This is a genomic window from Pantoea sp. JZ2 (assembly GCF_035191405.1).
In the GTDB taxonomy this organism is placed as follows: Bacteria; Pseudomonadota; Gammaproteobacteria; order Enterobacterales; family Enterobacteriaceae; genus Pantoea; species Pantoea stewartii.
This window is the reverse complement of record NZ_CP045247.1, coordinates 4415660-4436031: the sequence shown is the minus strand read 5'-3', so window position 1 is coordinate 4436031 and position 20372 is coordinate 4415660. Positions and strand designations below refer to the sequence as shown.

The 20372-nt window shown below is 54.4% G+C and carries 28 protein-coding genes and 2 tRNA genes; 29 read left to right on the top strand and 1 reads right to left on the bottom strand.

The annotated features are described in order from the left end of the window. Positions 1-104: 104 nt before the first annotated feature. The 14 genes from GC087_RS21420 (at position 105) to GC087_RS21355 (ending at position 8633) form a co-directional block, all read left to right on the top strand. A tRNA-Asn gene (locus GC087_RS21420) sits at positions 105-179 on the top strand. A gap of 5 nt (positions 180-184) precedes the next feature. Continuing rightward, a tRNA-Phe gene (locus tag GC087_RS21415) sits at positions 185-259 on the top strand. Positions 260-1223: 964 nt separating this feature from the next. Then, complete coding sequence (locus GC087_RS21410) at positions 1224-1523, top strand: hypothetical protein (RefSeq protein WP_141119364.1); 300 nt, start codon at positions 1224-1226, stop codon at positions 1521-1523. 2 nt (positions 1524-1525) lie between these two features. After that, positions 1526-2014 (top strand): lysozyme, encoded by a 489-nt coding sequence (locus GC087_RS21405; protein WP_324029287.1) that lies wholly within the window; start codon positions 1526-1528, stop codon positions 2012-2014. After that, a complete protein-coding gene (locus tag GC087_RS21400) occupies positions 2011-2373 on the top strand; it encodes a hypothetical protein (protein ID WP_324029286.1) in 363 nt (120 codons plus the stop codon). Before GC087_RS21405 ends, GC087_RS21400 begins: the two co-directional genes overlap by 4 nt. A gap of 185 nt (positions 2374-2558) precedes the next feature. Beyond that, on the top strand, positions 2559-2801 hold the full coding sequence (locus GC087_RS21395; protein ID WP_324029285.1) for a hypothetical protein: 243 nt from the start codon (positions 2559-2561) through the stop codon (positions 2799-2801). Positions 2802-2809: 8 nt separating this feature from the next. After that, positions 2810-3070 (top strand): hypothetical protein, encoded by a 261-nt coding sequence (locus GC087_RS21390; protein WP_324029284.1) that lies wholly within the window; start codon positions 2810-2812, stop codon positions 3068-3070. Between the two features lie 20 nt (positions 3071-3090). After that, a complete protein-coding gene (locus GC087_RS21385; protein WP_324029283.1) occupies positions 3091-3264 on the top strand; it encodes a hypothetical protein in 174 nt (57 codons plus the stop codon). Between the two features lie 98 nt (positions 3265-3362). Then, positions 3363-3548, top strand: a complete 186-nt coding sequence (locus tag GC087_RS21380) for a hypothetical protein (protein WP_324029282.1) — start codon at positions 3363-3365, stop codon at positions 3546-3548. A 1-nt stretch (position 3549) separates the two neighbouring features. Further along, on the top strand, positions 3550-4179 hold the full coding sequence (locus GC087_RS21375; RefSeq protein WP_324029281.1) for a hypothetical protein: 630 nt from the start codon (positions 3550-3552) through the stop codon (positions 4177-4179). A gap of 204 nt (positions 4180-4383) precedes the next feature. Continuing rightward, a complete protein-coding gene (locus GC087_RS21370) occupies positions 4384-5991 on the top strand; it encodes a terminase large subunit (RefSeq protein WP_324029279.1) in 1608 nt (535 codons plus the stop codon). Positions 5992-6000: 9 nt separating this feature from the next. Further along, entirely contained in the window at positions 6001-7467 is a 1467-nt protein-coding gene (locus tag GC087_RS21365; protein WP_324029278.1) for a phage portal protein, read from the top strand. Beyond that, complete coding sequence (locus tag GC087_RS21360) at positions 7427-8092, top strand: phage head morphogenesis protein (RefSeq protein WP_324029277.1); 666 nt, start codon at positions 7427-7429, stop codon at positions 8090-8092. Before GC087_RS21365 ends, GC087_RS21360 begins: the two co-directional genes overlap by 41 nt. A 310-nt stretch (positions 8093-8402) precedes the next feature. After that, the gene (locus tag GC087_RS21355) at positions 8403-8633 is read left to right on the top strand and encodes a hypothetical protein (RefSeq protein WP_324028428.1); all 231 of its coding nucleotides are present in this window, start codon (positions 8403-8405) and stop codon (positions 8631-8633) included. Positions 8634-8695: 62 nt separating this feature from the next. On the opposite strand, the gene GC087_RS21350 is transcribed toward GC087_RS21355, so the two are convergent. Beyond that, positions 8696-10042: an ISNCY family transposase gene (locus GC087_RS21350; RefSeq protein ID WP_324030623.1), complete on the bottom strand. Its 1347-nt coding sequence runs from the start codon at positions 10040-10042 to the stop codon at positions 8696-8698. A 226-nt stretch (positions 10043-10268) separates the two neighbouring features. Here GC087_RS21350 and GC087_RS21345 point away from each other — a divergent pair, with 226 nt between their 5' ends. The 15 genes from GC087_RS21345 to GC087_RS21275 are packed head-to-tail and all read left to right on the top strand — an operon-like array spanning position 10269 to position 20372. After that, complete coding sequence (locus GC087_RS21345; protein ID WP_324029276.1) at positions 10269-11492, top strand: DUF2213 domain-containing protein; 1224 nt, start codon at positions 10269-10271, stop codon at positions 11490-11492. 3 nt (positions 11493-11495) lie between these two features. Continuing rightward, positions 11496-12020: a structural cement protein Gp24 gene (locus tag GC087_RS21340; RefSeq protein ID WP_324029275.1), complete on the top strand. Its 525-nt coding sequence runs from the start codon at positions 11496-11498 to the stop codon at positions 12018-12020. A gap of 18 nt (positions 12021-12038) precedes the next feature. Then, complete coding sequence (locus GC087_RS21335; protein WP_324030669.1) at positions 12039-12989, top strand: DUF2184 domain-containing protein; 951 nt, start codon at positions 12039-12041, stop codon at positions 12987-12989. A gap of 36 nt (positions 12990-13025) precedes the next feature. Beyond that, positions 13026-13433 carry a DUF4054 domain-containing protein gene (locus tag GC087_RS21330; protein WP_324029273.1) on the top strand — a complete coding sequence of 136 codons (408 nt, stop codon included), beginning with the start codon at positions 13026-13028 and terminating at the stop codon, positions 13431-13433. Continuing rightward, a complete protein-coding gene (locus GC087_RS21325) occupies positions 13430-14059 on the top strand; it encodes a hypothetical protein (protein ID WP_324029271.1) in 630 nt (209 codons plus the stop codon). Before GC087_RS21330 ends, GC087_RS21325 begins: the two co-directional genes overlap by 4 nt. Further along, entirely contained in the window at positions 14046-14435 is a 390-nt protein-coding gene (locus GC087_RS21320) for a head-tail adaptor (protein WP_324029270.1), read from the top strand. The genes GC087_RS21325 and GC087_RS21320 overlap by 14 nt, the downstream gene beginning before the upstream one ends. Beyond that, on the top strand, positions 14425-14973 hold the full coding sequence (locus GC087_RS21315; protein ID WP_324029269.1) for a phage neck terminator protein: 549 nt from the start codon (positions 14425-14427) through the stop codon (positions 14971-14973). The genes GC087_RS21320 and GC087_RS21315 overlap by 11 nt, the downstream gene beginning before the upstream one ends. Positions 14974-14976: 3 nt before the next feature. Next, entirely contained in the window at positions 14977-16122 is a 1146-nt protein-coding gene (locus tag GC087_RS21310; RefSeq protein ID WP_324029267.1) for a DUF3383 family protein, read from the top strand. A gap of 12 nt (positions 16123-16134) precedes the next feature. Next, complete coding sequence (locus GC087_RS21305) at positions 16135-16578, top strand: phage structural protein (RefSeq protein ID WP_324029265.1); 444 nt, start codon at positions 16135-16137, stop codon at positions 16576-16578. 3 nt (positions 16579-16581) lie between these two features. Continuing rightward, positions 16582-16797, top strand: coding sequence for a hypothetical protein (locus GC087_RS21300; protein WP_324029264.1), 216 nt, complete (start codon positions 16582-16584; stop codon positions 16795-16797). 10 nt (positions 16798-16807) lie between these two features. Continuing rightward, positions 16808-17308, top strand: coding sequence for a phage tail assembly chaperone (locus GC087_RS21295; protein WP_324029262.1), 501 nt, complete (start codon positions 16808-16810; stop codon positions 17306-17308). A 29-nt stretch (positions 17309-17337) separates the two neighbouring features. Continuing rightward, on the top strand, positions 17338-17496 hold the full coding sequence (locus tag GC087_RS21290; RefSeq protein ID WP_015700135.1) for a DUF6889 family protein: 159 nt from the start codon (positions 17338-17340) through the stop codon (positions 17494-17496). Next, a complete protein-coding gene (locus tag GC087_RS21285) occupies positions 17486-19462 on the top strand; it encodes a transglycosylase SLT domain-containing protein (RefSeq protein ID WP_324029261.1) in 1977 nt (658 codons plus the stop codon). The genes GC087_RS21290 and GC087_RS21285 overlap by 11 nt, the downstream gene beginning before the upstream one ends. Beyond that, a complete protein-coding gene (locus tag GC087_RS21280) occupies positions 19462-20070 on the top strand; it encodes a phage baseplate protein (RefSeq protein ID WP_324029259.1) in 609 nt (202 codons plus the stop codon). Before GC087_RS21285 ends, GC087_RS21280 begins: the two co-directional genes overlap by 1 nt. Continuing rightward, positions 20070-20372 carry a phage baseplate plug family protein gene (locus GC087_RS21275; protein ID WP_324029258.1) on the top strand — a complete coding sequence of 101 codons (303 nt, stop codon included), beginning with the start codon at positions 20070-20072 and terminating at the stop codon, positions 20370-20372. Before GC087_RS21280 ends, GC087_RS21275 begins: the two co-directional genes overlap by 1 nt.

Here is a 20372-nt window from a genome sequence, read left to right as displayed (position 1 = left end):
TAAAACTGGCGTATTCTGGCCAGATAGTGGGATATTTATACGCATACACCACTAATCACATTCAAGACCTCGCTTCGGCGGGGTTTTTTTGTGCCTGTAATTCAGGGTGAGAAGCACAGCGGTTGTGCGTTCGGCTGTTAATCGATTGGTCGCAGGTTCGAATCCTGCCTTTCCCGCCAAAAATGCAAACTTAGCTGAGAAGGATTAGCGCTTGCCTGAAGAGCTTGAGAGGGTGGATCGTTACCATCAGTTTGCACCAAATTCGCTCTGGGCAGATATGCCAGGCAGTTAATCGCAGTTGCGTCAGAGCATGTATTCCCATTCAGGGACTTGAAGACCTGTAAATGATTGCGAATCGACAGGCCGCGCTGAGGAATGGCGCGTTGTTGTTTATGTGAATATCATGCCAAGATGGTGGCTGTGATTCGCGCAAGAAAAAAACCGCGTAAGGGAGGAATGTCCTTACGCGGCTGAAACACACTTACAAACACCAATGGTTATCTGGGCAAAACATCCTGTAACGCCCGCAGAGATAGGACCACTTTAAAGTAATATTTTTTTGATAATTAATGCTTAATTTTATTCATATATATGATTTTTAATACATTTACCTATAAATGGTTAGTTATTTTTATTAATTTTGATGATTAAAATGGTACTAATGCGGTGAATCTCCCTAAGCGGCGAGGCTGCCTCAGTGATACAAGATTACTCAGCGTCTTACTCTGCTGAGAGAGTTGGGCACCGGGAGGCACCCGGCACCGCAGACTTATAGCCACAATTTACAGCACTCCAAGGCTCACTCCGGTGGGCCTTTTGTTATGCAAAAAAACCGCTACCGAAGGTACGTGGTAGCGGCTGCTAAGTCAGTTACAGGGTCATCTTTGGATGGGTGGGTAACCCACTGAAGATTATATCCATGTAGTTTAAATGGTTATTAAACGTAGCGGCATCCTTAATTTTTTGCGTTCGCCAATCAACAAACCACTTACCCTTTGACGCTGTGGCGATGCGCAATCTCAACCTGACTGTGAAATTACAGTTTTCCATTCATTGGCTACCCAGCGGCAGGGCTGTGCTTTTTCATTCGACACGAAAAAGGCTAACCGGGCTTGTCCAGTTCAGAAAGTAGACAATTCCTAATTGGACAAGTCCCCGCTTCGGGGGTGGATATGATACGCATGAACCAACACGCAGACACTGCAATCAGCGGGGGCACCTGGATGGCAACTCTTTCAAGCCTCGCCGGAGTCGTGACACTCGACCGGGTGTACATGATCACCGCCGTGGCAGGTTTAGTGATAGCCATCTTTGGGTATCTGGATAAGCGGCGCACTGAAAAGCTGAAGCGTCAGGAAATTGAAGAGAGCATGCGCAGTGAGCGCGAGCGCCTGGAGTTAGACCGCGTTCGTGCTCAGGCGGTGCTTGATTATCTGCAAGGCTCGAAAGACTCCCCAGCGGTTCAGAAATCGCCGGAAGTTATTCAGGGCATAAACAAGGTGCTTGATGCTGCGAAGGAGTAGACATGGCTATTTCACCCGCTTTACGTAAAAGCCTCATCACAGCTGCTGGTGGTGGTGCGTTGGCCATCGCGGCTGTTCTGGTTCCAAGCCTCGAAGGCAATTCCTACACGCCATACCGTGATGCGGGTGGCGTCTGGACTGTATGCAACGGCATCACAGGCCCGGACGTAATTCATGGTAAAACTTATACCCAAAAAGAGTGCGACGCGCTTCTGCAAAAACACCTGCAGCCCTATGCCCGCTCTGTGGAAAGGTCCGTAAAGGTGCCGTCGAATGCATATCAGAAAGCCGCTCTTATCAGTTTTAGCTATAACGTCGGCGTTAATGCATTCGAGCACTCATCGGTACTGCGCAACCTTAATGCTGGCCGCTATCAGCAAGCCTGTGATGGCCTTCGCAGTTGGGTATACGTTGACCGCGTGAGGATTCAGGGGCTGGCTAATCGTCGCGATGTTGAGCGTGAGATCTGTAACTGGAGCCTGAATCCATGACCTGGCTACTGAGTAACTGGCGCGTTGTGCTGGCTTTCCTGCTGGTGGTGTTGATAGCTGCGTTATTGCTGACCGCTGCCCATTACCGTGATTCAACTCTGAGAGTGGAGAAACAGCGCGATGCGGCAATTCAGCAGACAAAATCAGCCGAGGCTGTCACCAACAATGTTATCTCTGCCGTTAGACTGTTTAACGACATTGCTGCCTCAACGCAGGCCCAGAAACAGCAGGCCAACACCGACAGCGAAAACCGCATTGTTGTTATCCGTAAGGCGGTGGAGACAGACAAGTGCGCTGCTCTGCCTGTTCCTGCTACCGCTGCTGACGAGCTGCGCACGCACAGAAACCAGATTCGTTAAGGTTCCACCAGTCCCGATCCCAGTGGAATTAACCGCTGATTGTCCGGTACCGGAAATTCCAGATCCACTTACGTGGGGCAGCAGCCTGGAATTAAACGAACGGCTGTTAACCGTGCTGGGCAACTGCAACAAGGACAAGGCAAGCATCCGCAAAATCGAATTATCCCGACAAGGTAAATAACAAAATGGCAATCAATATTAAATATCGAACCAGCAATCAGGCGGCATTCTACTTTTTTGCTTTTTTGATTATTACCTTTGCTATTGCATTTGGGATGGGTGTTGCCTGGCTTCTATTGTGGGCATGGAATTTACTCGCTGTTACGGCTGGCTGGGCTGCAATTGTGCCCATTTCATGGAAAACAGTAGCAGCAACAATGGTTATTCTCGCAATCGTCCGTTCCATTTCCTCCCGGTCAAAAAATTAAGGATCAGCATGTTTACCACTACCGCACTCATTACGTGGGCGCTGATTGCGCTCGTCACTGGCTTCGCAGCCGGCTGGCTGGTGGGCCTGTTCCGATGGAAGAACAGCCCGAATAAGCCAAAGGAGTTCGTAGCTGCCATCAAAGTCGACTGGCAGGACATTGAAAAGCACGTTGAAGACAAAATCATCGAGCTTAAACAGGAGTGGCTTGCTGAGCTAAAAGAACCCAAAACCGAAGAGGCGCAAAGTGATGCGTCAAAAAAGCCCTAACCGACACCCAGGAGAAACAAATGTCCGAACCACTGTATGACAACACCACTGCGACCACTGCGCAGCCGGTCACAACAGCAACCGATAAAACTGATGCCGTACTGACAAAGGTGAAAGAACTGCTGAAAGTGGCAGGCCATGACGTTGATACCGTATTCGACGATGTGGCTTCACTGGCTAAAAAGCTGGCGTAAGCAATACAGGGTGTTTTCACTGAGAGCACCCGATATTGCAGCATAAAGTTTATGTGCGCCCACGGGCGCTAACCTCACTTTGTAGCAGGATGTTCCGAATGGCCCGATTAACGGTAGAAATTGCTCACCCCAAAAACGCCCAAGTGAATGCTGTGCTGACTGAGATCGAGCGTAAATACGCATTTAAGCCTGCCACACCAGAAACGATTGCTGATATGGAGCGCGAAGCCGCCAGGCTGATTCGCCGCCTTATTACCACCAAAGTGACTTTTGTCAGGAGTTAGTATGGCAAAGCCGGATTGGGAGGCCATCGAATCGGCCTATCGCGCTGGCTTGCTGTCCCTCCGTGAAATTGCAGCACAGCACAGTATCAGTGAAGGCGCTATTCGTAAGCGTGCCAAGCGTGATGACTGGACGCGCGACCTCGCCGCAAAGATAAAAAGTCGTGCCGATGATTTGGTACGCAAACAGGAAGTACGCAGGCAGGTACGCACAGAGGGGAATTTGTCAGAGCGCGTACTCATCGAGGCAACGGCTGAGACAATCGCCCGCGTCAGAATGGAACACCGTGGTGATATCACCCGCGCCCGCCGCCTTGCGAACATGCTGTTTGACGAGCTGGAGGTAGAAACCTCATCTTTAGCTGACTTCGAAAAGCTGGGCGAGCTGATGCTCAGCCCGGATGAAAAAGGCCAGGACAAATTAAACGAGATTTACCACAAGGTGATCAGCCTGCCTTCTCGGGTAAAGTCAGTTAAAGAACTGATAGAGTCGCTTAAAAATCTCGTGGGTCTTGAGCGTCAGGCTTATAACATCGACGATGGCAAAGAGCCGGTGCCGTCACACGGTGAAAGTAACGGCACTGACCTGACAACAGACCAGGCCGCAGAGCTTTACCGCAAGATGATGGGATAAATGCCGGAAATAGCGGTTTCGTTATCTTTTCGGTCTATGCATTTTCGGGCCGCTTTTATGCACCGTTTATGCAGTGACATTTTGCTGTTTTCTCATAGATAACATGGGGAAACACGGCTCAGGCGGTGACATTTCAAACTGGCACGCTGGCAAAGTTCACATTACATCTATTATGTTAAATAGCGTTCAAATCGGAACAATTTCATGCCTGTACCTTTCCCCTTCGATTTCCGTAATCCGGATTACACGCAGGTGTTTGAATGGCGCATGGAGAGGTTGCAGCGTATCAGGCAAAACCCCGGCATGCTGCCCGCGATGAAAGCGTTCTATCGCGATAATCCTGCCCAGTTTATCATCGACTGGGGTATGACGGTTGATCCGCGCAACGTTGAGCGCGGGCTGCCAGCACGCATACCTTTTTTGCTATTCCCCAAACAGGAAGAGTGGATACAGTGGTTTGTCGAGCACTGGCGCACCTCAAAGCCCGGTATTACCGAAAAAACGCGTGATATGGGCATGTCCTGGCTGACCGTGGGCATGGCGGCATCGCTGTGCCTGTTCAACCGCGGCATCATTGCCGGGTTTGGTTCTCGCAAAGAGGAATACGTAGACAAAATTGGTTCGCCTAAGTCGCTCTTTGACAAGGCGCGTAATTTCATTGGCCTGCTGCCCGTAGAGTTTCGGGGAGGCTGGAATCCTAAAGCACACGCCCCGCACATGCGGATCCTGTTCCCTGAGAATGACTCAGCGATGACGGGTGAAGCCGGTGACGGCATCGGGCGTGGTGACCGTACATCATTCTATATCGTCGATGAATCCGCGTTCCTTGAGCGCCCGTACCTGGTGGACGCCTCGTTATCGGCAACGACGAACTGCCGTCAGGACATTTCAACGCCCAACGGTATGGCGAACTCGTTCGCTGAACGGCGTCACAGCGGCAAAATCGACGTATTCACCTTTCACTGGCGTGATGATCCACGCAAGGATGAAGCCTGGTACGACAAACAGGTTGCTGAACTCGACCCGGTGACCGTGGCGCAGGAGATCGACATTAACTACAGCGCGTCTGTGGAAGGTGTGCTGATCCCGTCTGCCTGGGTGCAGGCGGCTGTCGATGCTCACATTAAGCTGGGTATCCGGCCAACCGGGCAGCGAATCGGTGCCATGGACGTGGCCGACGAAGGCAAAGATAAAAACGCCTTTGCCACACGTCACGGTTTTCTGCTTGAAGATGCCGAGGAATGGTCAGGCAAGGGTGACGATATCTTTGGCTCCGTCCAGAAAGCTTTTACCCTCTGCGATGAAAAGAATCTGGAGTCCTTCCGTTTTGATGCGGACGGGCTGGGTGCCGGTGCACGCGGTGACGCAAGGGTTATCAACGAGCAGCGAACGGCACTAAGGCAACGCCATATCATTGCCACCCCGTTCAGGGGCAGCGGTGCCGTGTTCGATCCTGAGGCCGAAGCGGTCAGAGGGGATAACGGACAGCCTGCGCGACTCAACAAAGATTTCTTTGCGAACGCCAAAGCGCAGAGCTGGTGGCACCTTCGCACCCGCTTTCAGAAAACCTACCGCGCTGTCAAAGAGGGAATGGATTATGACCCTGACGAAATCATTTCGATCAGCAGCGCTATGGCGATGAAAGACAAGCTTCTGGTGGAACTGTCGCAGCCCACCTACTCCGTGAATGGGGTGGGTAAGATTGTTGTGGACAAAAAGCCTGACGGCACCAAATCGCCTAACCTGGCTGATTCCGTCATGATTATCTACGCCCCCATGAACACGGCGCTTGATGCCTGGATGCGACTGTAACGAGGAACTATGGCCCGAAAAACAAAATCGCCCGGTATAACGGCGGCCACAGCGGACAGCTACGATAACTTCATGGCCCGCGTGGGGATGCAGCAGCCCAACCAGCACGCTGCGTCAACGTACCGCGCCAATTTCACCAGCCGTAACCGCATGCAGATTGAGTGGGCCTACCGCTCATCGTCCATTATAGGTTCAGCGGTGGACGCTATCGCCGATGACATGACACGCAAGGGGTTGCGTATCACGTCTGAAATCGAGCCTAAAGCCCGCGGCGTGCTGGAATCGCTGTTTGACGATCTGGAAATCTGGGACAGGCTCAACGACATCATCAAGTGGTCGCGCCTCTACGGCGGTGCGGTCGGGTTCATCATGATCGAGGGGCAGGCACCCTTTACGCCATTACGGCTGGAAACCATTGGTAAGGGCAAGTTCAAAGGGATACTGCCGCTTGACCGCTGGATGATAAACCCAAACCTCCAGCTGCGTATCAAGGATATGGGTCCGCACCTGGGCAAGCCGGAGTTTTATGACGTGGTTGCCACGGCGTCCGGCATCCCGGCATGGAAAATACACCACAGCCGCCTGATCCGCTTCGACGGCGTGACGCTGCCTTACCAGCAGGCCCAGACCGAGAACGAGTGGGGCATGTCCATTGTAGAGCGCATCTGGGACAGGCTGACTGCATTTGACAGCGCATCAATGGGCGCGGCACAACTGGTCTATAAGGCGCATCTTCGTACCTATAAGGTGGGCCAGTTGCGTGAACTGATAGGGCTGGGTGGCCCCGGTCTGGATAAGCTTACCAAGCAGATGGACATGATCCGCCTGTTTCAGAGCAATGAAGGCCTGACGCTCATGGATAAAATGGACGAGTTCGAGACGCACCAGTACTCGTTTGCGGGCCTTGATGACATTATCAGCAAGTTCGCCGAACAGATAAGTGGCGCTGTTGGCATTCCGCTGGTGCGCCTGTTCGGCCAGTCGCCAAAGGGATTCTCTACGGGTGACGCTGACCTTGCCAACTATTACGACACCATCAGCACCCAGCAGGAGCGCCGGTTGCGACAGCCGCTGCGTAAGCTGTTCGACGTCATGTACCGTTCAGAGCTGGGCAGTGCGCTCCCTGACGATTTCACATTTGAGTTTAACCCGCTCTGGCAGATGTCGGACGTTGACCGTTCTACGGTTGCCACCAACACCGTTAACGCCATCGTGGCCGCCGTGGATGCGGGACTGATGACGGTCAAAGCCGGCATGACGGATTTGAGGGAAAACGCAGACGTTACGGGCGTGGGCGCATCCATCACCGATGAGGATATCGAGAATGCGGAAGACGAAGCGCCGCCAGGGTACAGCGAACGGACTGACGACCCGGATCCTGCCGAAACAGGCGGAGGCCCGGTACCGGACCAGCCTACGCAGGATAGCGCAGGCGGTGGGCGACATCGTAAATGGCCGCTACGATGGTTCAAATGATAGCGTGACCGACATCATGGACGCGCTTGAGCGTTACAGCGATATCATTGACGGCTGGGCAAACCGTGTGGCGACAGGCTTTGCTGATGATCTGGAGCGCCACAGCGAAAAAGAGTGGCGGCGTAACAGCCTGCTGATTGGTAATGAGCTTCGCCACGTCATCAGCAGCACGTCAGCGGGCCAGGTGATGCAGAGTATCGTCGCCGAACAGGTGAAGTACATCAAGTCTCTGCCGCTGGAAGCCGCTGATCGTATTTATAACATTCAGAACAAGGCGATTGAGGCTGTTGCATCAGGCCGCCGCGCTGACTCATTTGCGAAAGAAATAGCGGCATCCGGTGATGTGGCAATGTCACGGGCGAAACTCATTGCCCGCACCGAAACAGGTCGTGCAGTCACAGCCCTGACGCAGGCCAGAGCGCTGGCCAGTGGTTCGCAGGGTTATATCTGGCGAACGGCGGATGACGGTGACGTGAGGCATTCACATGAGCAGATGGAGGGTAAGTTCGTGAACTGGACTGACCCGCCCACGCTCGATGGCATGACGGGCCATGCGGGTGCGTTGCCCAACTGCCGCTGCTGGTGTGAGGTTGTTTTCGCTGAAACGCGGCCTCCAGCGGAATGAGTAAAGGCGGCAAAACGGGCCTTTGATAGCGGGTTTGCGGAGAACATCAGAAGTGGCGATTTGTTGCAAAAATGTTATCGTCGGAAAACACCTGAATAAGCGAAGTAAAGACGCTTTTTTACGTCTCTGACATGTCATTTCAAATGAGTGCCAAAAGCGATGTTATTGCAAGTTTAAAATGTCACGCAATCCCCCAAAATAGAAATGTCACTTTTGTAGGGAATGGCTTAAATTCCATTTGAAAAAAGATCTTCCTTCTGGCTATTATTTTTAATAATTCATCACTTCACACTCTGCTACGAGGTATGCCATGAACGTTAGTAAATCATCATCAACTCAGCATACTGCTGCCGATGGGCGCATCTATAATGATTCAAAAGGGAGGCCTGTCGGCCTTGCAGGTAAAGTAAACAGAGTTACAAATACCGTTGATGTACCGAAACAATATCCACCACAGACGCCTGAAGATAAAAGACATATGGATATGCTTTTTAACAAGTGCTTCAGTCATGCAGAAAAATACCTACAATCAAAAAAATAGATAACTGATTACTATCAATGGCTAATTAATTTTGTATTCAGTCTGGAGCATATCAGCCAACGCTATCTTTTAAGACTTGCTCTGAACTCTTCTGGATTGACCAGAACAGGATTGATGGCTTTGAGTTGTTCCTGAACACGGGCCTGTGCCCGGCGTTTCGGCATGCTTTTGCTTCGTTCGCGTTTGCCCTGACGGTCCAGCTCATCCATTTTATCCTGTGCCAGTTTCAGCACCGTACCGAGGCGTTTGTTGTCAACTATTTTTCCCTGGTCAATGCAGTCAAGTTTGTCGAACGCATGATATTTCAGTGAGCGGTGGGCATATTTAAAGGCTAAAGTGCCGTCTGGATAGTCATATACCATGATATTTTCGCCAGCAAGGCGTGAGTTTTCTTCTGTCGGTTCAACCAGGTAAATAATTTTGTCATAACGGAATGTCAGTGATTTGGTGAGTTTTCTTGTTTCCTGCCAGGCAAACATGTCATCAAGTTCCTCAACACTTTCAGTGATCGGCCGGTGCAGATTTTTAGGGAATCTGGGCACACGGGCAAAACGACCGTTAAAACTATCAATAAAGGTTTCTAACCAGGCATTGGCTTGCTCAATACTGCAGATCCCTGCCAGACGCATTTCTTTGATAAGCCGGTCCTGTAGCGTCTGATTAGCCCGTTCGACCCGGCCTTTTGCTTGAGGACTGTTGGCACAGATTAGATCCACACCGATATCATGAAGTAACCGTCCGAACTGCGTTGTTCCCGTCTTTGCCCCATTCGGGTGGTTAACACGGAAAACCCCGTGTTTATCGCTGTAAAAAACCAGGGGCTTACCGTGCTTGTCAATGTATTCGCGGGTGGCCAGCATATAATCAAACGCGGATTCGGTTTCCCCGAAACGCAGGTGCATCAGCTGGCCGGTTGCATCATCAACAAAGACGAGCAGACAGCATTTCGGAGCGCGTCCTTCAAACCAGTCATGAGGTGATCCGTCGATTTGGATTAGTTCTCCAAGGCAGTCACGCCGGTTGCGGGGCTGATATACACGAGGTTTACGCCTGACGTAAGGAACCCACAGGCCACTCGCGATCATCCATTTGCGTAGCGTTTCAACGGAAACAACAATCTCGTGCCGTTCTCTGAGCTTTTCTGCTGCCAGCGTTGGCCCGAAATCACTGTAATTTTCATGCAGCAGAGCCAGCACACGCAATCTGAACGACTCCGGCAGATTGTGGTTGCCCTGATTTCCCCGGTGCCCGTGAACCAGCCCCGCAGCACCAGACTCGCGGTAGCAGTTCATAAGGCGCTGAACTTGGCGTTCAGTAAGATCCAGCTGAATGGCTGCATCGCGACGGCGCAAACGTTTTTCAACAACGGCCTGAATGACGCTGGCCCGGTGTAATTCCTTATCTGACATAGTCACCAACATTCGAATGTCCTTTTTGTAGCATAAGATTCATCCCTTATGCCGCAAAAAGTGACATTTCTAAATGGTTAAAAAGTGACATTACTATATTGGTGTCACAAGCGAAGGGCGTGTAAGAATCATTATGTTAAATAAGCCATAAATTACGTCAATTTCCACCCTCATCAATGGTCGCCTCCGGGCGGCTTTTTTTATGCCTGAAATCCGCAGGTGAACTATGAAATACCTTTTCAATTCCCGTCTAGGTGACACGCGATACCGGCTGGCTGATGGCTCACTGCTGTGTAAGGACGTGCCGATCGCCCGGACGGGTAAACAGCTTTACGGCGAGGCGGACTTTCCCGAACTGGAACCGGACGAAGACGGCGAAATCGTCGTCACGCGCACTCCCGAGGAAGTGTTCAGCCCGGAGGCTATGGCTTCATTCGAGGGAATGTCCGTCACCCTCCTGCATCCCGAAGACGATCTCGGCAATCTGCTGTTCGTCGATCCGGAGAACTGGCGCGAACTCGCCGTTGGCCACGTTTCTGACGTGCGGCGCGGCGAGGGTGAACAGTCTGGGCTTCTTCTGGCTGACCTCATCATCAAGGACGAGGTGGCGATAGACGCCATCGAAAGCGGCCTGCGCGAAGTGTCATGCGGCTATGACGCGAAGTACCGCCAGAAAGGGCCGGGCAATGCAGATCAGCACCATATTACCGGCAATCACGTGGCTCTTGTCCCCAAAGGCAGGGCCGGAATTATCTGCTCTATCGGAGACAGCGACACAATGGCAACAGTATCACAGAGCTGGTTTAACCGGCTGAAACGCGCCGTCAAAACCGGCGACATGGATACCATTACCGAAATGACCCAGACCGCCCCACGATCCATTATTGGCGATTCTGACGACCTTCCGGGCGTGGTGAACATTAACCTTTCACCTCAGCAGCCTTTACCGGCTGACCCCAAACCCATCGTGGGCGCAACCGCCGATGAAGACGAGGAAGCGCCGCCTTGGGCGAAATCCATCCTGGCCCGTCTGGACAAGCTGGAAGGCCGTACTGGCGACAGCGATGAGGAAGACAAGGACAAAAACAAGGATAAAACCGGTGACGGTGAAGAAAAGGACGAGAAAGAGGAAAAAGCCACCGGCGATTCCGCTTACCGTGCTGAGCTCATCATGCCGGGCGTCAACCTTGACCGCAGCATGAAGCCCACCGCCTTCAAGCGTGACGTGCTGGCCGCTGCCGATCAGGCGCTGGTACGCCAGATTGTGGGCGATGCGGACGTGCGCAAAATGAACCGTGCATCCGTGAACATGGCGTTTAACGCCGTGGCCGAACTGGCAAAAAGTCGCAACACGTCCACCCGGACGGCTGATGCCAGCCGCACAGTGTCATCCACCATCGAATCCATCAACCAGCGCAACCGCGAATTCTGGGACAAACGGGGTAAATAATTCATGAAAAACGCACTGCTTTACCGCATGGGTGTGGGCTTTGCGGGTGCCGTGTCGCGTCCGCAGGATCTGACCACTGAACCTGCTGTACTGAAAACCGATGCGGCCAGCGCCTTCGTGGCCTACGGGCTGGCGGGCAAGTATGACGGGCCGAATTTTGTACCGCTGGCTGCGGGCGACACCGCTGACAAAATTCAGGGCATGTTTGTGCGTCCGTATCCGACGCAGAGCGTGCCTGACAAGAGCTACCTGCTTGGCGCGGGTTTTGGTTTTGTTGGCGACATCCTCAAACGCGGCTACATGGTGGTGAACGTGGGCGCTGATGCAAGCACGATTACTCGCGGCTCGCCGGTTTATATTCGCAACGCCAACCCGACGCAGACAAGCCCGCTGGGCGCAGTTCTGGCCGCAGCGGAGAACACCGGCACCGCCGACAAGCCACAGATTAATACCCTGGTCATGCCGTATGCCTTCTTCACCGGAGCCGGTGACGCAGACGGCAACGTTGAAATCTCCTACAAGATTTAAGGAACATCCATGCAGAACATGCAGACTTTTGACCGGGCTACGTATGACAGCACCGGCGTTTTCCTCGTCGGTGAGCTTGAGCGCCTGGATCAGACGCTGAACGAACCGCTGGTCCAGTACACCTGGTCGCGCGATATTGACCTGCGTACCGATGTGGCGATTTATGACCAGATTTCGAGCTGGACCAACACCCAGTTCGGCTCGGTCGGTACCGGCGCAAACCCCAACGGTAAAAACTGGATTTCTCAGGAATCCACCGCCTTGGCGGGCGTTAGCGTCAACATCGAGCGCAGCTTCCGCGCCCTGAACACCTGGGGCATGGAGCTGGGCTGGACGGTTGAAGAGCTGGCCGCCGCGCAGCACGTGGGTCGCCCGATCGACACCCAGAAGCACGCGGGCATGCAGCTTAAGTGGAACATGGACATCGATGAGCAGGTGTATATTGGTGACAAAACGCTGGGCGCTAACGGCGTGCCGGGTCTGGTGAATCAGCCGGGCCTCAACACGCAGGCCGCTGCGAAGGTGTGGGCGGGTGGTAAGCCGGATGACATTCGCAATGACATTAACACATTGCTAAACGCCGCCTGGGCGTCTACGGGCTATGCGGTTGTGCCGACTGACCTGCTGCTTCCACCTGAGCAGTTCGCGTACCTGGCAAGCGTCATCGTGTCGTCTGCCGGTAACCAGTCGCTGCTGTCTTACCTGTCCACCAACACCATCGCCTACCATCAGAACGGCGTGCCGCTGAACATCCGCGCGGTGAAATGGCTGAAAGGAGCCGGTGCGAACGGCGTCGATCGGGCCGTGGCTTACACCAAAGACCACAAGTTTGTTCGCTTCCCGATGGTGCCGCTGCAGAGCATTCCGGTGCAGTACCGTGGCCTGTGGCAGATTGTGACCTACTACGGCAAGCTGGGTGCGGTTGAGCCGGTTTACCCGGAAACCATCGCCTACCTTGACGGACTCTGACAGCCAGCCCCTTCGGGGGCTTTTTCATGGTGAGTTATGAGCAAAAACGTTTCGCTGCCCACGATTGCCGATTTCCGGCGTGATTTTCCCCAGTTTGCTGACGAGGCGAAATTCCCCGATACGCAGATCACCTTTCGCCTGACCCTTGCCGATCGCCTGCTTAACGAGAACGTGACGGGCCGAGAGCTTTTTCCGTATTTTGCTGAACTGTTCGTGGCGCATTACCTGGTGCTGTTTGCTGCCGATCGCCGTGCCTCACTAACGGGCGGTGCGGGTGGCTCGACCAACGGCGTGCAGGCGTCCAAGTCGGTGGACAAAGTAAGCGTGAGCTATGACACCGGCTCAACGCTGAATGCTGATGCCGGTTTCTGGAACAATTCACGCTACGGTGCGGAATTCTGGCAACTGATGATGATGTTCGGTGCCGGGGGGGTTCAGTTATGAAATCGGGTCTTGTTCTCCGTGCGGACAATGCTCAGGCGGTGCTCGATGCGCTCAAAACGCTGGGCAACCGCGATGTGCTGGTGGGCATTCCGTCTGACCGTGCCGAACGTTCAGACGGGATGGAAATCAACAACGCCGAACTGGGCTATCTGCACAGCTTTGGCGGCACTATCCGCGTGCCGGAGCACATGACCACCGTTTACCGCCAGATTGCTGACGATGGCAGTTTCAGACGCAACGGGCAGTTTGTGCAGCAGGCGAAAAGCAACTTTGCCACGCAGCACAAAGTCGCTGCCTACAGCGTTCAGCTGCCGCCGCGTCCGTTTCTGCATATGGGGGTGGCGCAGTCGCGCGAAAAGGTGGCTGCGCTGATGAAGCAGGCCGCTTTTGAAGTCCTGAGCGGTAATGCGTCGGCTGCCGAAGCCATGCTGAACCGCGCCGGAACGGAGGCGGTGAATGCTGCCAGAAACGTCATCACGGCCGGTGACCAGCTTACCCCGCTTGCCGAAGCCACGTTACGCGCCCGCCGTAGCCGGGGACGCAGCGGCACAAAACCGCTGTATGACACCGGGCAACTGCTCCGCTCGATCACCTACGTTGTGAGGGATAAAAATGCCGGATCTTGACGTAACAGACATCCTTTTCGATCCCGACTTCTGCGACACCACCTTAGTTGTAAAGCGCCGCAGCATGGCCGTTGATGATAACGGGTTCGGGAAAAATACCGTCACGAGCTCTCCGTTTGCGGGCGTGGTGACGGTAGATAAGTCGCTGGAAAGCCGCAGGCTTGAGGCGGGGCAGGTGGTGCACGGTGCAATCCTTATAGTGACCACCGAACGCCTGACGCAGGGCCAGACCGGACGGGATGCGGACATTGTGACGTATCAGGGGCGCGATTACCGCGTTTCGTTTGTCGATCCGTATACCGCTTACGGCGCGGGCTTTGTTCAGGCGCACTGCGAACTGTTGCCGTTTGACGGAGGAAACCCCGTTGAGCAGTAACACCACTGGGCAACCCGGCTGGCTCACCCCGCAGCAGGCCGCGACCGACTATGACACGCCGCTGGACGTGCATCTGAGCCAGTGGATCCGCAACGTCTCAGGGCTGGCAGCCGGACGCGTTATTGCCCGCTGGCAGCCCGATCAGCCCGCCATTCCCCCGGCTGATGTTAACTGGTGCGCGTTTGGCGTGACGGGCATTGCTGCTGATGCAGGTCCCGCGTTCGTTAATCAGACCGATGCTACTGCCGAACAGTGGCGACATGAGCTGGTGGAGTGCCTGGCGTCCTTTTACGGGCCATCTGGCCAGCAGGTCGCCGCGCAGTTTCGGGACGGGCTCGCCGTGAATCAGAACAACGACACGCTGGGCCAGTGGGGATTAACGCTGGCGGACTGCGACAGCATCCGGCCCGCGCCGGAACTCATCAATAACCAGTGGGTACGCCGTTACGATGTGATGGTTCGCCTGCGCCGCAAAGTGATCAGCACCTGGGGTATCCAGTCGCTGACCGACGTCCCTTTCAGTATTTCAGGAGATTAACCCATGCCGCAGGGCTTACCCGTTTCCAACATCGTTAACGTTGACATCATCATGTCACCGAAGGCGGCGGCGGGCCGAAACTTTGGCTCACTGCTTATTCTGGGAAGCGCAACCGTCATTCCGCTGACCGAACGTATCCGCCTGTATTCCTCGGCGGCCAGCATCGGCACCGACTTTGGCACCAACAGCGAAGAATATCTCGCTGCCGTGGCGTACTTCTCACAGTCACCCACGCCCACGCAGGTTTATGTCGGACGCTGGGCAAAAACGCTGGTGCAGGGCGAAGCCGGCAAGGTGGAAACGCTGGTAGATGGCGTCAACGCCTGCCTGGGCTTTACCAACTGGTACGGTCTCGGGGTGACGTATGACGCCGACCGCAAAGATGATGACCTGCTGCCGGTGTGTGCGGCTATTGAGGCGTCATCTGTAAGCCGCATTCTGGCTGTCACAACCAAAAACACTGATGCTTTGCTGTCTTCCGTAAACACTGATATCGCGTCAAAAGTGAAGGCAGCTAAGTACAGTCGCACGTTTGTACAGTATTCGTCCTCCAGCAACTACGCCGCTGTTTCAGCGTTCGGGCGTGCGTTTACGGTGGACTTCACCGGCAACAACACCACTATCACCCTGAAGTTCAAGCAGGAACCGGGCATTACCTACGAAACACTGAACACCACCCAGGCGGCTGCGCTGGATGCCAAAAACGGTAACGTTTACGTGTACTACGCCAACGACACCGCCATCCTGCAGCAGGGCGTCATGGGCAACGGCGATTTCTTCGACGAGCGCCACGGCCTTGACTGGCTGCAGAACTACGTCCAGACCAACCTGTTTAACCTGCTGTACACCAGCACCACGAAGGTGCCGCAGACCGATGCGGGCAACACCCGCATCATGGCGAACGTGGAAGCCTCGATGGCGCAGGCGGTGAACAACGGCCTGATTGCTCCGGGCATCTGGAACGGCGGCAAACTCGGACAGCTTTCGCCGGGTGACACCCTGACCAAAGGGTATTACGTCTACATGGCCGCGATTTCGTCTCAGGCACAGGCTGACCGCGAAGCGCGTAAGTCGGTACCGGTTCAGGTGGCCTGTAAGCTGGCGGGAGCAATCCACTACGCCAGCGTTCAGATTAACGTCATGCGCTGAGGAAAATAATCAATGAGTGGTGCATACAGTTTTATGGATATCTCGGCCTCGCTGACGGGGCCGACCGGCGTTATTGACCTTGGCTACGGTTCCGCAAACTCCGATGAAGGGATTGTGGTCACCATGTCGGAGGCAAAAAACACCATGACGATCGGCGCTGACGGCGAGGTAATGCACAGCCTGCATGCAGGCAAAGCCGGGACCGTCACCGTCAACCTGCAGAAAACGTCACCCGTAAACAAGAAGTTGTCTCTGATGTACAACGCACAATCGCAGTCTTCTGCACTATGGGGCAATAACGTCATCGTACTGCGCAACAGTGCATCCGGCGACATCGTTACCGCCCGTGCCTGTGCGTTCCAGAAACAGCCTGACTGGAACAATCCCAAAGTGGCCGGCAACGTATCCTGGGTGTTTGATGCGGGCAAAATCGACGAAATCTTAGGGGAGTTTTAACCGATGGAAAAGAAAACCCGCTTTATTGGTGGCGTTGAAGTGGATGCGGACATTGCCCGCACCATTTTGAATGACGTGCTGCCAGTGGTAGCCAGCGTGACGGAAAAAACAATCATGTCGGGTGCAAGCACCGCAACTGTTGTCTTTCGCGCAAAGCTGGCCGCAGAAACGGTGGTGTCGGTTATTGCCGATCTGCTGAAAGAGAAAGCAAAAGCATAACGGAGAAGCTATGAAATTCGAAATCAAAGGTATCCGCTACAGCGCGTCAAAGCTTAGTGTGTTCGACCAGCTTAAAGTGTCACGCAAGCTGCTGCCGTTGCTGGCCAGCTTGCTGGCAGAGTTCGGCAGCATTCAGGCTCTGTTGCCCAAATCTGAGCCGGTGCAGAGCGCAGACACGAAAAAGGTGAAGGGCGCAGACACAGAAAAGGTGAGTGATTTTACCCGCTATGCCCCGGTGTTCGAAAAGCTGCTGCCAGTGGTGGCGGACAAACTCGCGATGCTGAGTGAAGAAGACACCAACGCGATCATTTTTCCGTGCCTGGCTGTGGTACAGCGTGCGCACGGTAAAGACCGCTGGGTACCGGTTGCGCAGGGCAACGACCTGGCATTCGACGATATTGACCTGTTCAGCATGTTGCAGATTGTCGGTCGCGTGGTGGGCGACAGCCTGGGAAATTTTTTGCCCGCACCCCCAGAGAAAGGGACGGAGGGCCAGCAGCCACAGGGCTGACGCTCGACACGTTGCCGGACGGCACCGAAATGATCTGGAAGGTGGCAAAGGCTTTCCGGATCGACTTCAAAGACCTTGAATCGGGCGCCGTCGATTTGTGCCGTATTGCCGAGGGTGCTGATTATCTCGGACTTGAAGAAGACAACGAAGCCCGCATAGCCCGCTGGAGAGCCGCGAATGAACGCTGATGTTATCAAGGATTTTTTGATCTCCCTGGGCTTTCAGGTGGACGAGTCCGGCGCGAAAAAGTTTGACGCCACGATAGCGGCCACCACGCTGCAGGCGGTAAAGCTGGGTGCGGCAGTCGAGGCGGCGGCGCTGTCGGTAGTGGCGTTTACGGCCAAAATCGCCAGCGGCCTGGATAACCTCTACTGGATGTCGCAGCGCACCGGGGCAACGGTGGCGGGTATCCAGCAGATTGGTTTTGCCGTGTCGCAACTGGGCGGTACCGTTGACGGGGCGCGGTCATCGCTGGAAAGCCTCGCCCACTTCATGCGCAACAATCCCGGCGCTGAGGGCTTCCTCAACCGCCTGGGCGTGCAGACCCGCGACGCCAGCGGAAACATGCGCGATATGGCCAGCATTTTTACGGGTGTCGGCGATAAGCTGCGCAATATGCCGTATTACCGCGCCAACCAGTACGCGCAGATGCTGGGTATTGATGAAAATACGCTGATGGCAATGCGCCGTGGCGTAGGCCAGTTCTCCGCGCAGTATACGCAGATGGCAAAGGCCATTGGCTATAACGCCGATGCGGCCGCCGTGAGTTCTAACCGCTTTATGACCTCTTTGCGGTCGTTCGGTGAAATGGCGGGCATGGCGCGGGACAAAATCGGCTCAAACCTTGCGGGCGGTCTGGCGGGCTCCATCGACAGCCTGCGTAAACAGGTCATCGATAATTTCCCGAAAATCGAAGCGGCGCTGACGGGCGGGATAAAACTCATCCTCTGGCTTGCTGACACCATCGGGAAGGTGGTCTTCCGGCTCATCGAGGCGGCGGGCGATATTCGTGACTGGTGGGGAACTCTCGATAAAAGCACCCGCCAGCTTATTGAGATTTTCGGCGCGCTGATGGTTGCCTGGAAATTGCTGAACACAGCATTTCTGACATCGCCAGTTGGTATTGTCACCTCGCTAGGCCTGGCTATCTTTGCGCTGTATGACGATTACAAAGTCTGGAAGGAAGGCGGAAAAAGCCTTATCGACTGGAAAAAGTGGCAGCCGGATATTGACGCTGCCCTGAAAGCCATCAAAGAGCTGAAATCGTCGCTCAGGGACGCGGGCGATCAGGTTGCGCGCCTGCTGAATATCGACCTTAAAAACTGGACGCTGAAAAGTGACATTGCCAGCCTGACAAAACAGTTTGGCGAATTCGGTAAAATGCTGTCGATGATCGGCGACCTGCTCAGTGCCATTAACGAGGGCCGCTGGTCTGATGCCGCCCGCATTGGCAGTCAGATACTGCACCAGGGTAAAGAAAATCCCGATGCGCTGCCTGTCGTGTCATCCAGCGCAAACAATGCCGCCGACTGGTTTAAAGACAAAACCGGCTTTGATCCGCGCAGCATCGGCAAGACCGTTAACGGCTGGTTCGGTGACGGCAAGCGTCCGCAGCCGACAAAAGACGGTGCCGCGCTGCTGGGCTGGATGCAACCGGCGATGCAAAGGCTTGAACAGCTTTACCGGCTGCCGGAAGGTTTGCTGCGCAGTGTGGCAATAGCCGAATCATCCGGTAATCCCAACGCCGTTTCAGGTGCCGGTGCGCAGGGGCTTTTTCAGCTGATGCCGGGTACCGGCCGTGATATGGGGCTGGGCCGTGGTGAAGCGTTCGACCCGATTAAATCCGCGCAGGCGGCGGCAAAGTACCTTTCTCAGTTGCTGAAAGCCAATGGCGGCGACCTGACCAAAGCGCTGGCCTCGTATAACTGGGGCCTGGGCAACGTCCAGAAATATGGCATGGCACTGATGCCGCAGGAAACGCGCAACTACGTTCCCCGCGTGCTCAGCAATATGCCGGGTGGTGGCCACACCGTTAATCAGCAGAACACCTATAACATCTATGGTGGCAACGCTCGCGAGATTGGCGATCAGGTAGGCCGCTCAGTGAATGAGAAAGCGATAAATATTGGTAAAAATAAGGTGGGAGCGGGCTGATGGATATCCTTTCAACGCTTTTCCGGCTTCAGTCGCGCAAAATCGGCATTATCGTTCCCAGCGTCGTGGTGTCTGAGAAACACAGCGATCGCCTGGAGATAACCGAGCATCCTGTTGAGGTGGGCGCTTCCGTTTCTGACCATGCGTACAAGCGACCGTCTGAGGTGGTGATGCAGGTAGGCTTTGCCGGGGGCGGTTCGCTGCTGGATTTTGCCAGCAACCTGACCGCCACATCATTGCTGGGCATCAGCCCGCGCGAGGTGTACGAACAACTGCTTAAGCTGCAGTCTGACCGCATGCCGTTTGACGTAGTAACCGGCAAGCGACTGTACAGCAATATGCTGCTGCAGAATCTGGAGGTCACCACCGACCGCTTCACCGAAAATGTGCTCTCTGCCACGCTCACGCTGCGCGAAATCATCATCACCAGCACGCAAAACATTCAGGTTGCAGACAAATCAAACATGAAAAATGGCGCGTCCACATCGGCGGTAATCAACACCGGGGCTAAATCGCCTCAGCCCGTTAACGTGTCGATCCTCAAGTCATCAGGTGCGTTTGACTGGACGAAAGGCACGACCATTGGCAATGCAATAGGTATTCAGTAATGGCGATGAATGAAATAGGTCTAACCCCTGACAATCAGCAGTACGGCTACAGCGTTAAGGGCGTGACATATCAGTTCCGCATTCTCTGGCGCGATATCTGCTGGGTGTTGGATATTTCAGACATTACCGGCACGGCCATTATATCGGGCATACCGCTGGTCACCGGCACGGACCTGATGGATCCGTTTAATCACCTCGGGCTGGGATTTTCGCTACTGGTGGTCTGTGACGTGCCTGGTCAGGACTATCCAACAGAAACCGATCTCGGTACCCGCAGTCACCTTTACATCATCACGGAGTAA

What these genes read in the sequence shown, in the direction of transcription:
- GC087_RS21355 (WP_324028428.1), top strand. Translation starts at nt 8,403, where the DNA reads ATGAACGTTAGTAAATCATCATCAACTCAGCATACTGCTGCCGATGGG.
- GC087_RS21305 (WP_324029265.1), top strand. Translation starts at nt 16,135, where the DNA reads ATGAGTGGTGCATACAGTTTTATGGATATCTCGGCCTCGCTGACGGGG.
- GC087_RS21340 (WP_324029275.1), top strand. Translation starts at nt 11,496, where the DNA reads ATGAAAAACGCACTGCTTTACCGCATGGGTGTGGGCTTTGCGGGTGCC.
- GC087_RS21395 (WP_324029285.1), top strand. Translation starts at nt 2,559, where the DNA reads ATGGCAATCAATATTAAATATCGAACCAGCAATCAGGCGGCATTCTAC.
- GC087_RS21385 (WP_324029283.1), top strand. Translation starts at nt 3,091, where the DNA reads ATGTCCGAACCACTGTATGACAACACCACTGCGACCACTGCGCAGCCG.
- GC087_RS21375 (WP_324029281.1), top strand. Translation starts at nt 3,550, where the DNA reads ATGGCAAAGCCGGATTGGGAGGCCATCGAATCGGCCTATCGCGCTGGC.
- GC087_RS21275 (WP_324029258.1), top strand. Translation starts at nt 20,070, where the DNA reads ATGGCGATGAATGAAATAGGTCTAACCCCTGACAATCAGCAGTACGGC.
- GC087_RS21365 (WP_324029278.1), top strand. Translation starts at nt 6,001, where the DNA reads ATGGCCCGAAAAACAAAATCGCCCGGTATAACGGCGGCCACAGCGGAC.
- GC087_RS21390 (WP_324029284.1), top strand. Translation starts at nt 2,810, where the DNA reads ATGTTTACCACTACCGCACTCATTACGTGGGCGCTGATTGCGCTCGTC.
- GC087_RS21335 (WP_324030669.1), top strand. Translation starts at nt 12,039, where the DNA reads ATGCAGACTTTTGACCGGGCTACGTATGACAGCACCGGCGTTTTCCTC.
- GC087_RS21310 (WP_324029267.1), top strand. Translation starts at nt 14,977, where the DNA reads ATGCCGCAGGGCTTACCCGTTTCCAACATCGTTAACGTTGACATCATC.
- GC087_RS21330 (WP_324029273.1), top strand. Translation starts at nt 13,026, where the DNA reads ATGAGCAAAAACGTTTCGCTGCCCACGATTGCCGATTTCCGGCGTGAT.
- GC087_RS21400 (WP_324029286.1), top strand. Translation starts at nt 2,011, where the DNA reads ATGACCTGGCTACTGAGTAACTGGCGCGTTGTGCTGGCTTTCCTGCTG.
- GC087_RS21300 (WP_324029264.1), top strand. Translation starts at nt 16,582, where the DNA reads ATGGAAAAGAAAACCCGCTTTATTGGTGGCGTTGAAGTGGATGCGGAC.
- GC087_RS21290 (WP_015700135.1), top strand. Translation starts at nt 17,338, where the DNA reads ATGATCTGGAAGGTGGCAAAGGCTTTCCGGATCGACTTCAAAGACCTT.
- GC087_RS21380 (WP_324029282.1), top strand. Translation starts at nt 3,363, where the DNA reads ATGGCCCGATTAACGGTAGAAATTGCTCACCCCAAAAACGCCCAAGTG.
- GC087_RS21410 (WP_141119364.1), top strand. Translation starts at nt 1,224, where the DNA reads ATGGCAACTCTTTCAAGCCTCGCCGGAGTCGTGACACTCGACCGGGTG.
- GC087_RS21295 (WP_324029262.1), top strand. Translation starts at nt 16,808, where the DNA reads ATGAAATTCGAAATCAAAGGTATCCGCTACAGCGCGTCAAAGCTTAGT.
- GC087_RS21350 (WP_324030623.1), bottom strand. Translation starts at nt 10,042, where the DNA reads ATGTCAGATAAGGAATTACACCGGGCCAGCGTCATTCAGGCCGTTGTT.
- GC087_RS21405 (WP_324029287.1), top strand. Translation starts at nt 1,526, where the DNA reads ATGGCTATTTCACCCGCTTTACGTAAAAGCCTCATCACAGCTGCTGGT.
- GC087_RS21320 (WP_324029270.1), top strand. Translation starts at nt 14,046, where the DNA reads ATGCCGGATCTTGACGTAACAGACATCCTTTTCGATCCCGACTTCTGC.
- GC087_RS21280 (WP_324029259.1), top strand. Translation starts at nt 19,462, where the DNA reads ATGGATATCCTTTCAACGCTTTTCCGGCTTCAGTCGCGCAAAATCGGC.
- GC087_RS21325 (WP_324029271.1), top strand. Translation starts at nt 13,430, where the DNA reads ATGAAATCGGGTCTTGTTCTCCGTGCGGACAATGCTCAGGCGGTGCTC.
- GC087_RS21285 (WP_324029261.1), top strand. Translation starts at nt 17,486, where the DNA reads ATGAACGCTGATGTTATCAAGGATTTTTTGATCTCCCTGGGCTTTCAG.
- GC087_RS21370 (WP_324029279.1), top strand. Translation starts at nt 4,384, where the DNA reads ATGCCTGTACCTTTCCCCTTCGATTTCCGTAATCCGGATTACACGCAG.
- GC087_RS21345 (WP_324029276.1), top strand. Translation starts at nt 10,269, where the DNA reads ATGAAATACCTTTTCAATTCCCGTCTAGGTGACACGCGATACCGGCTG.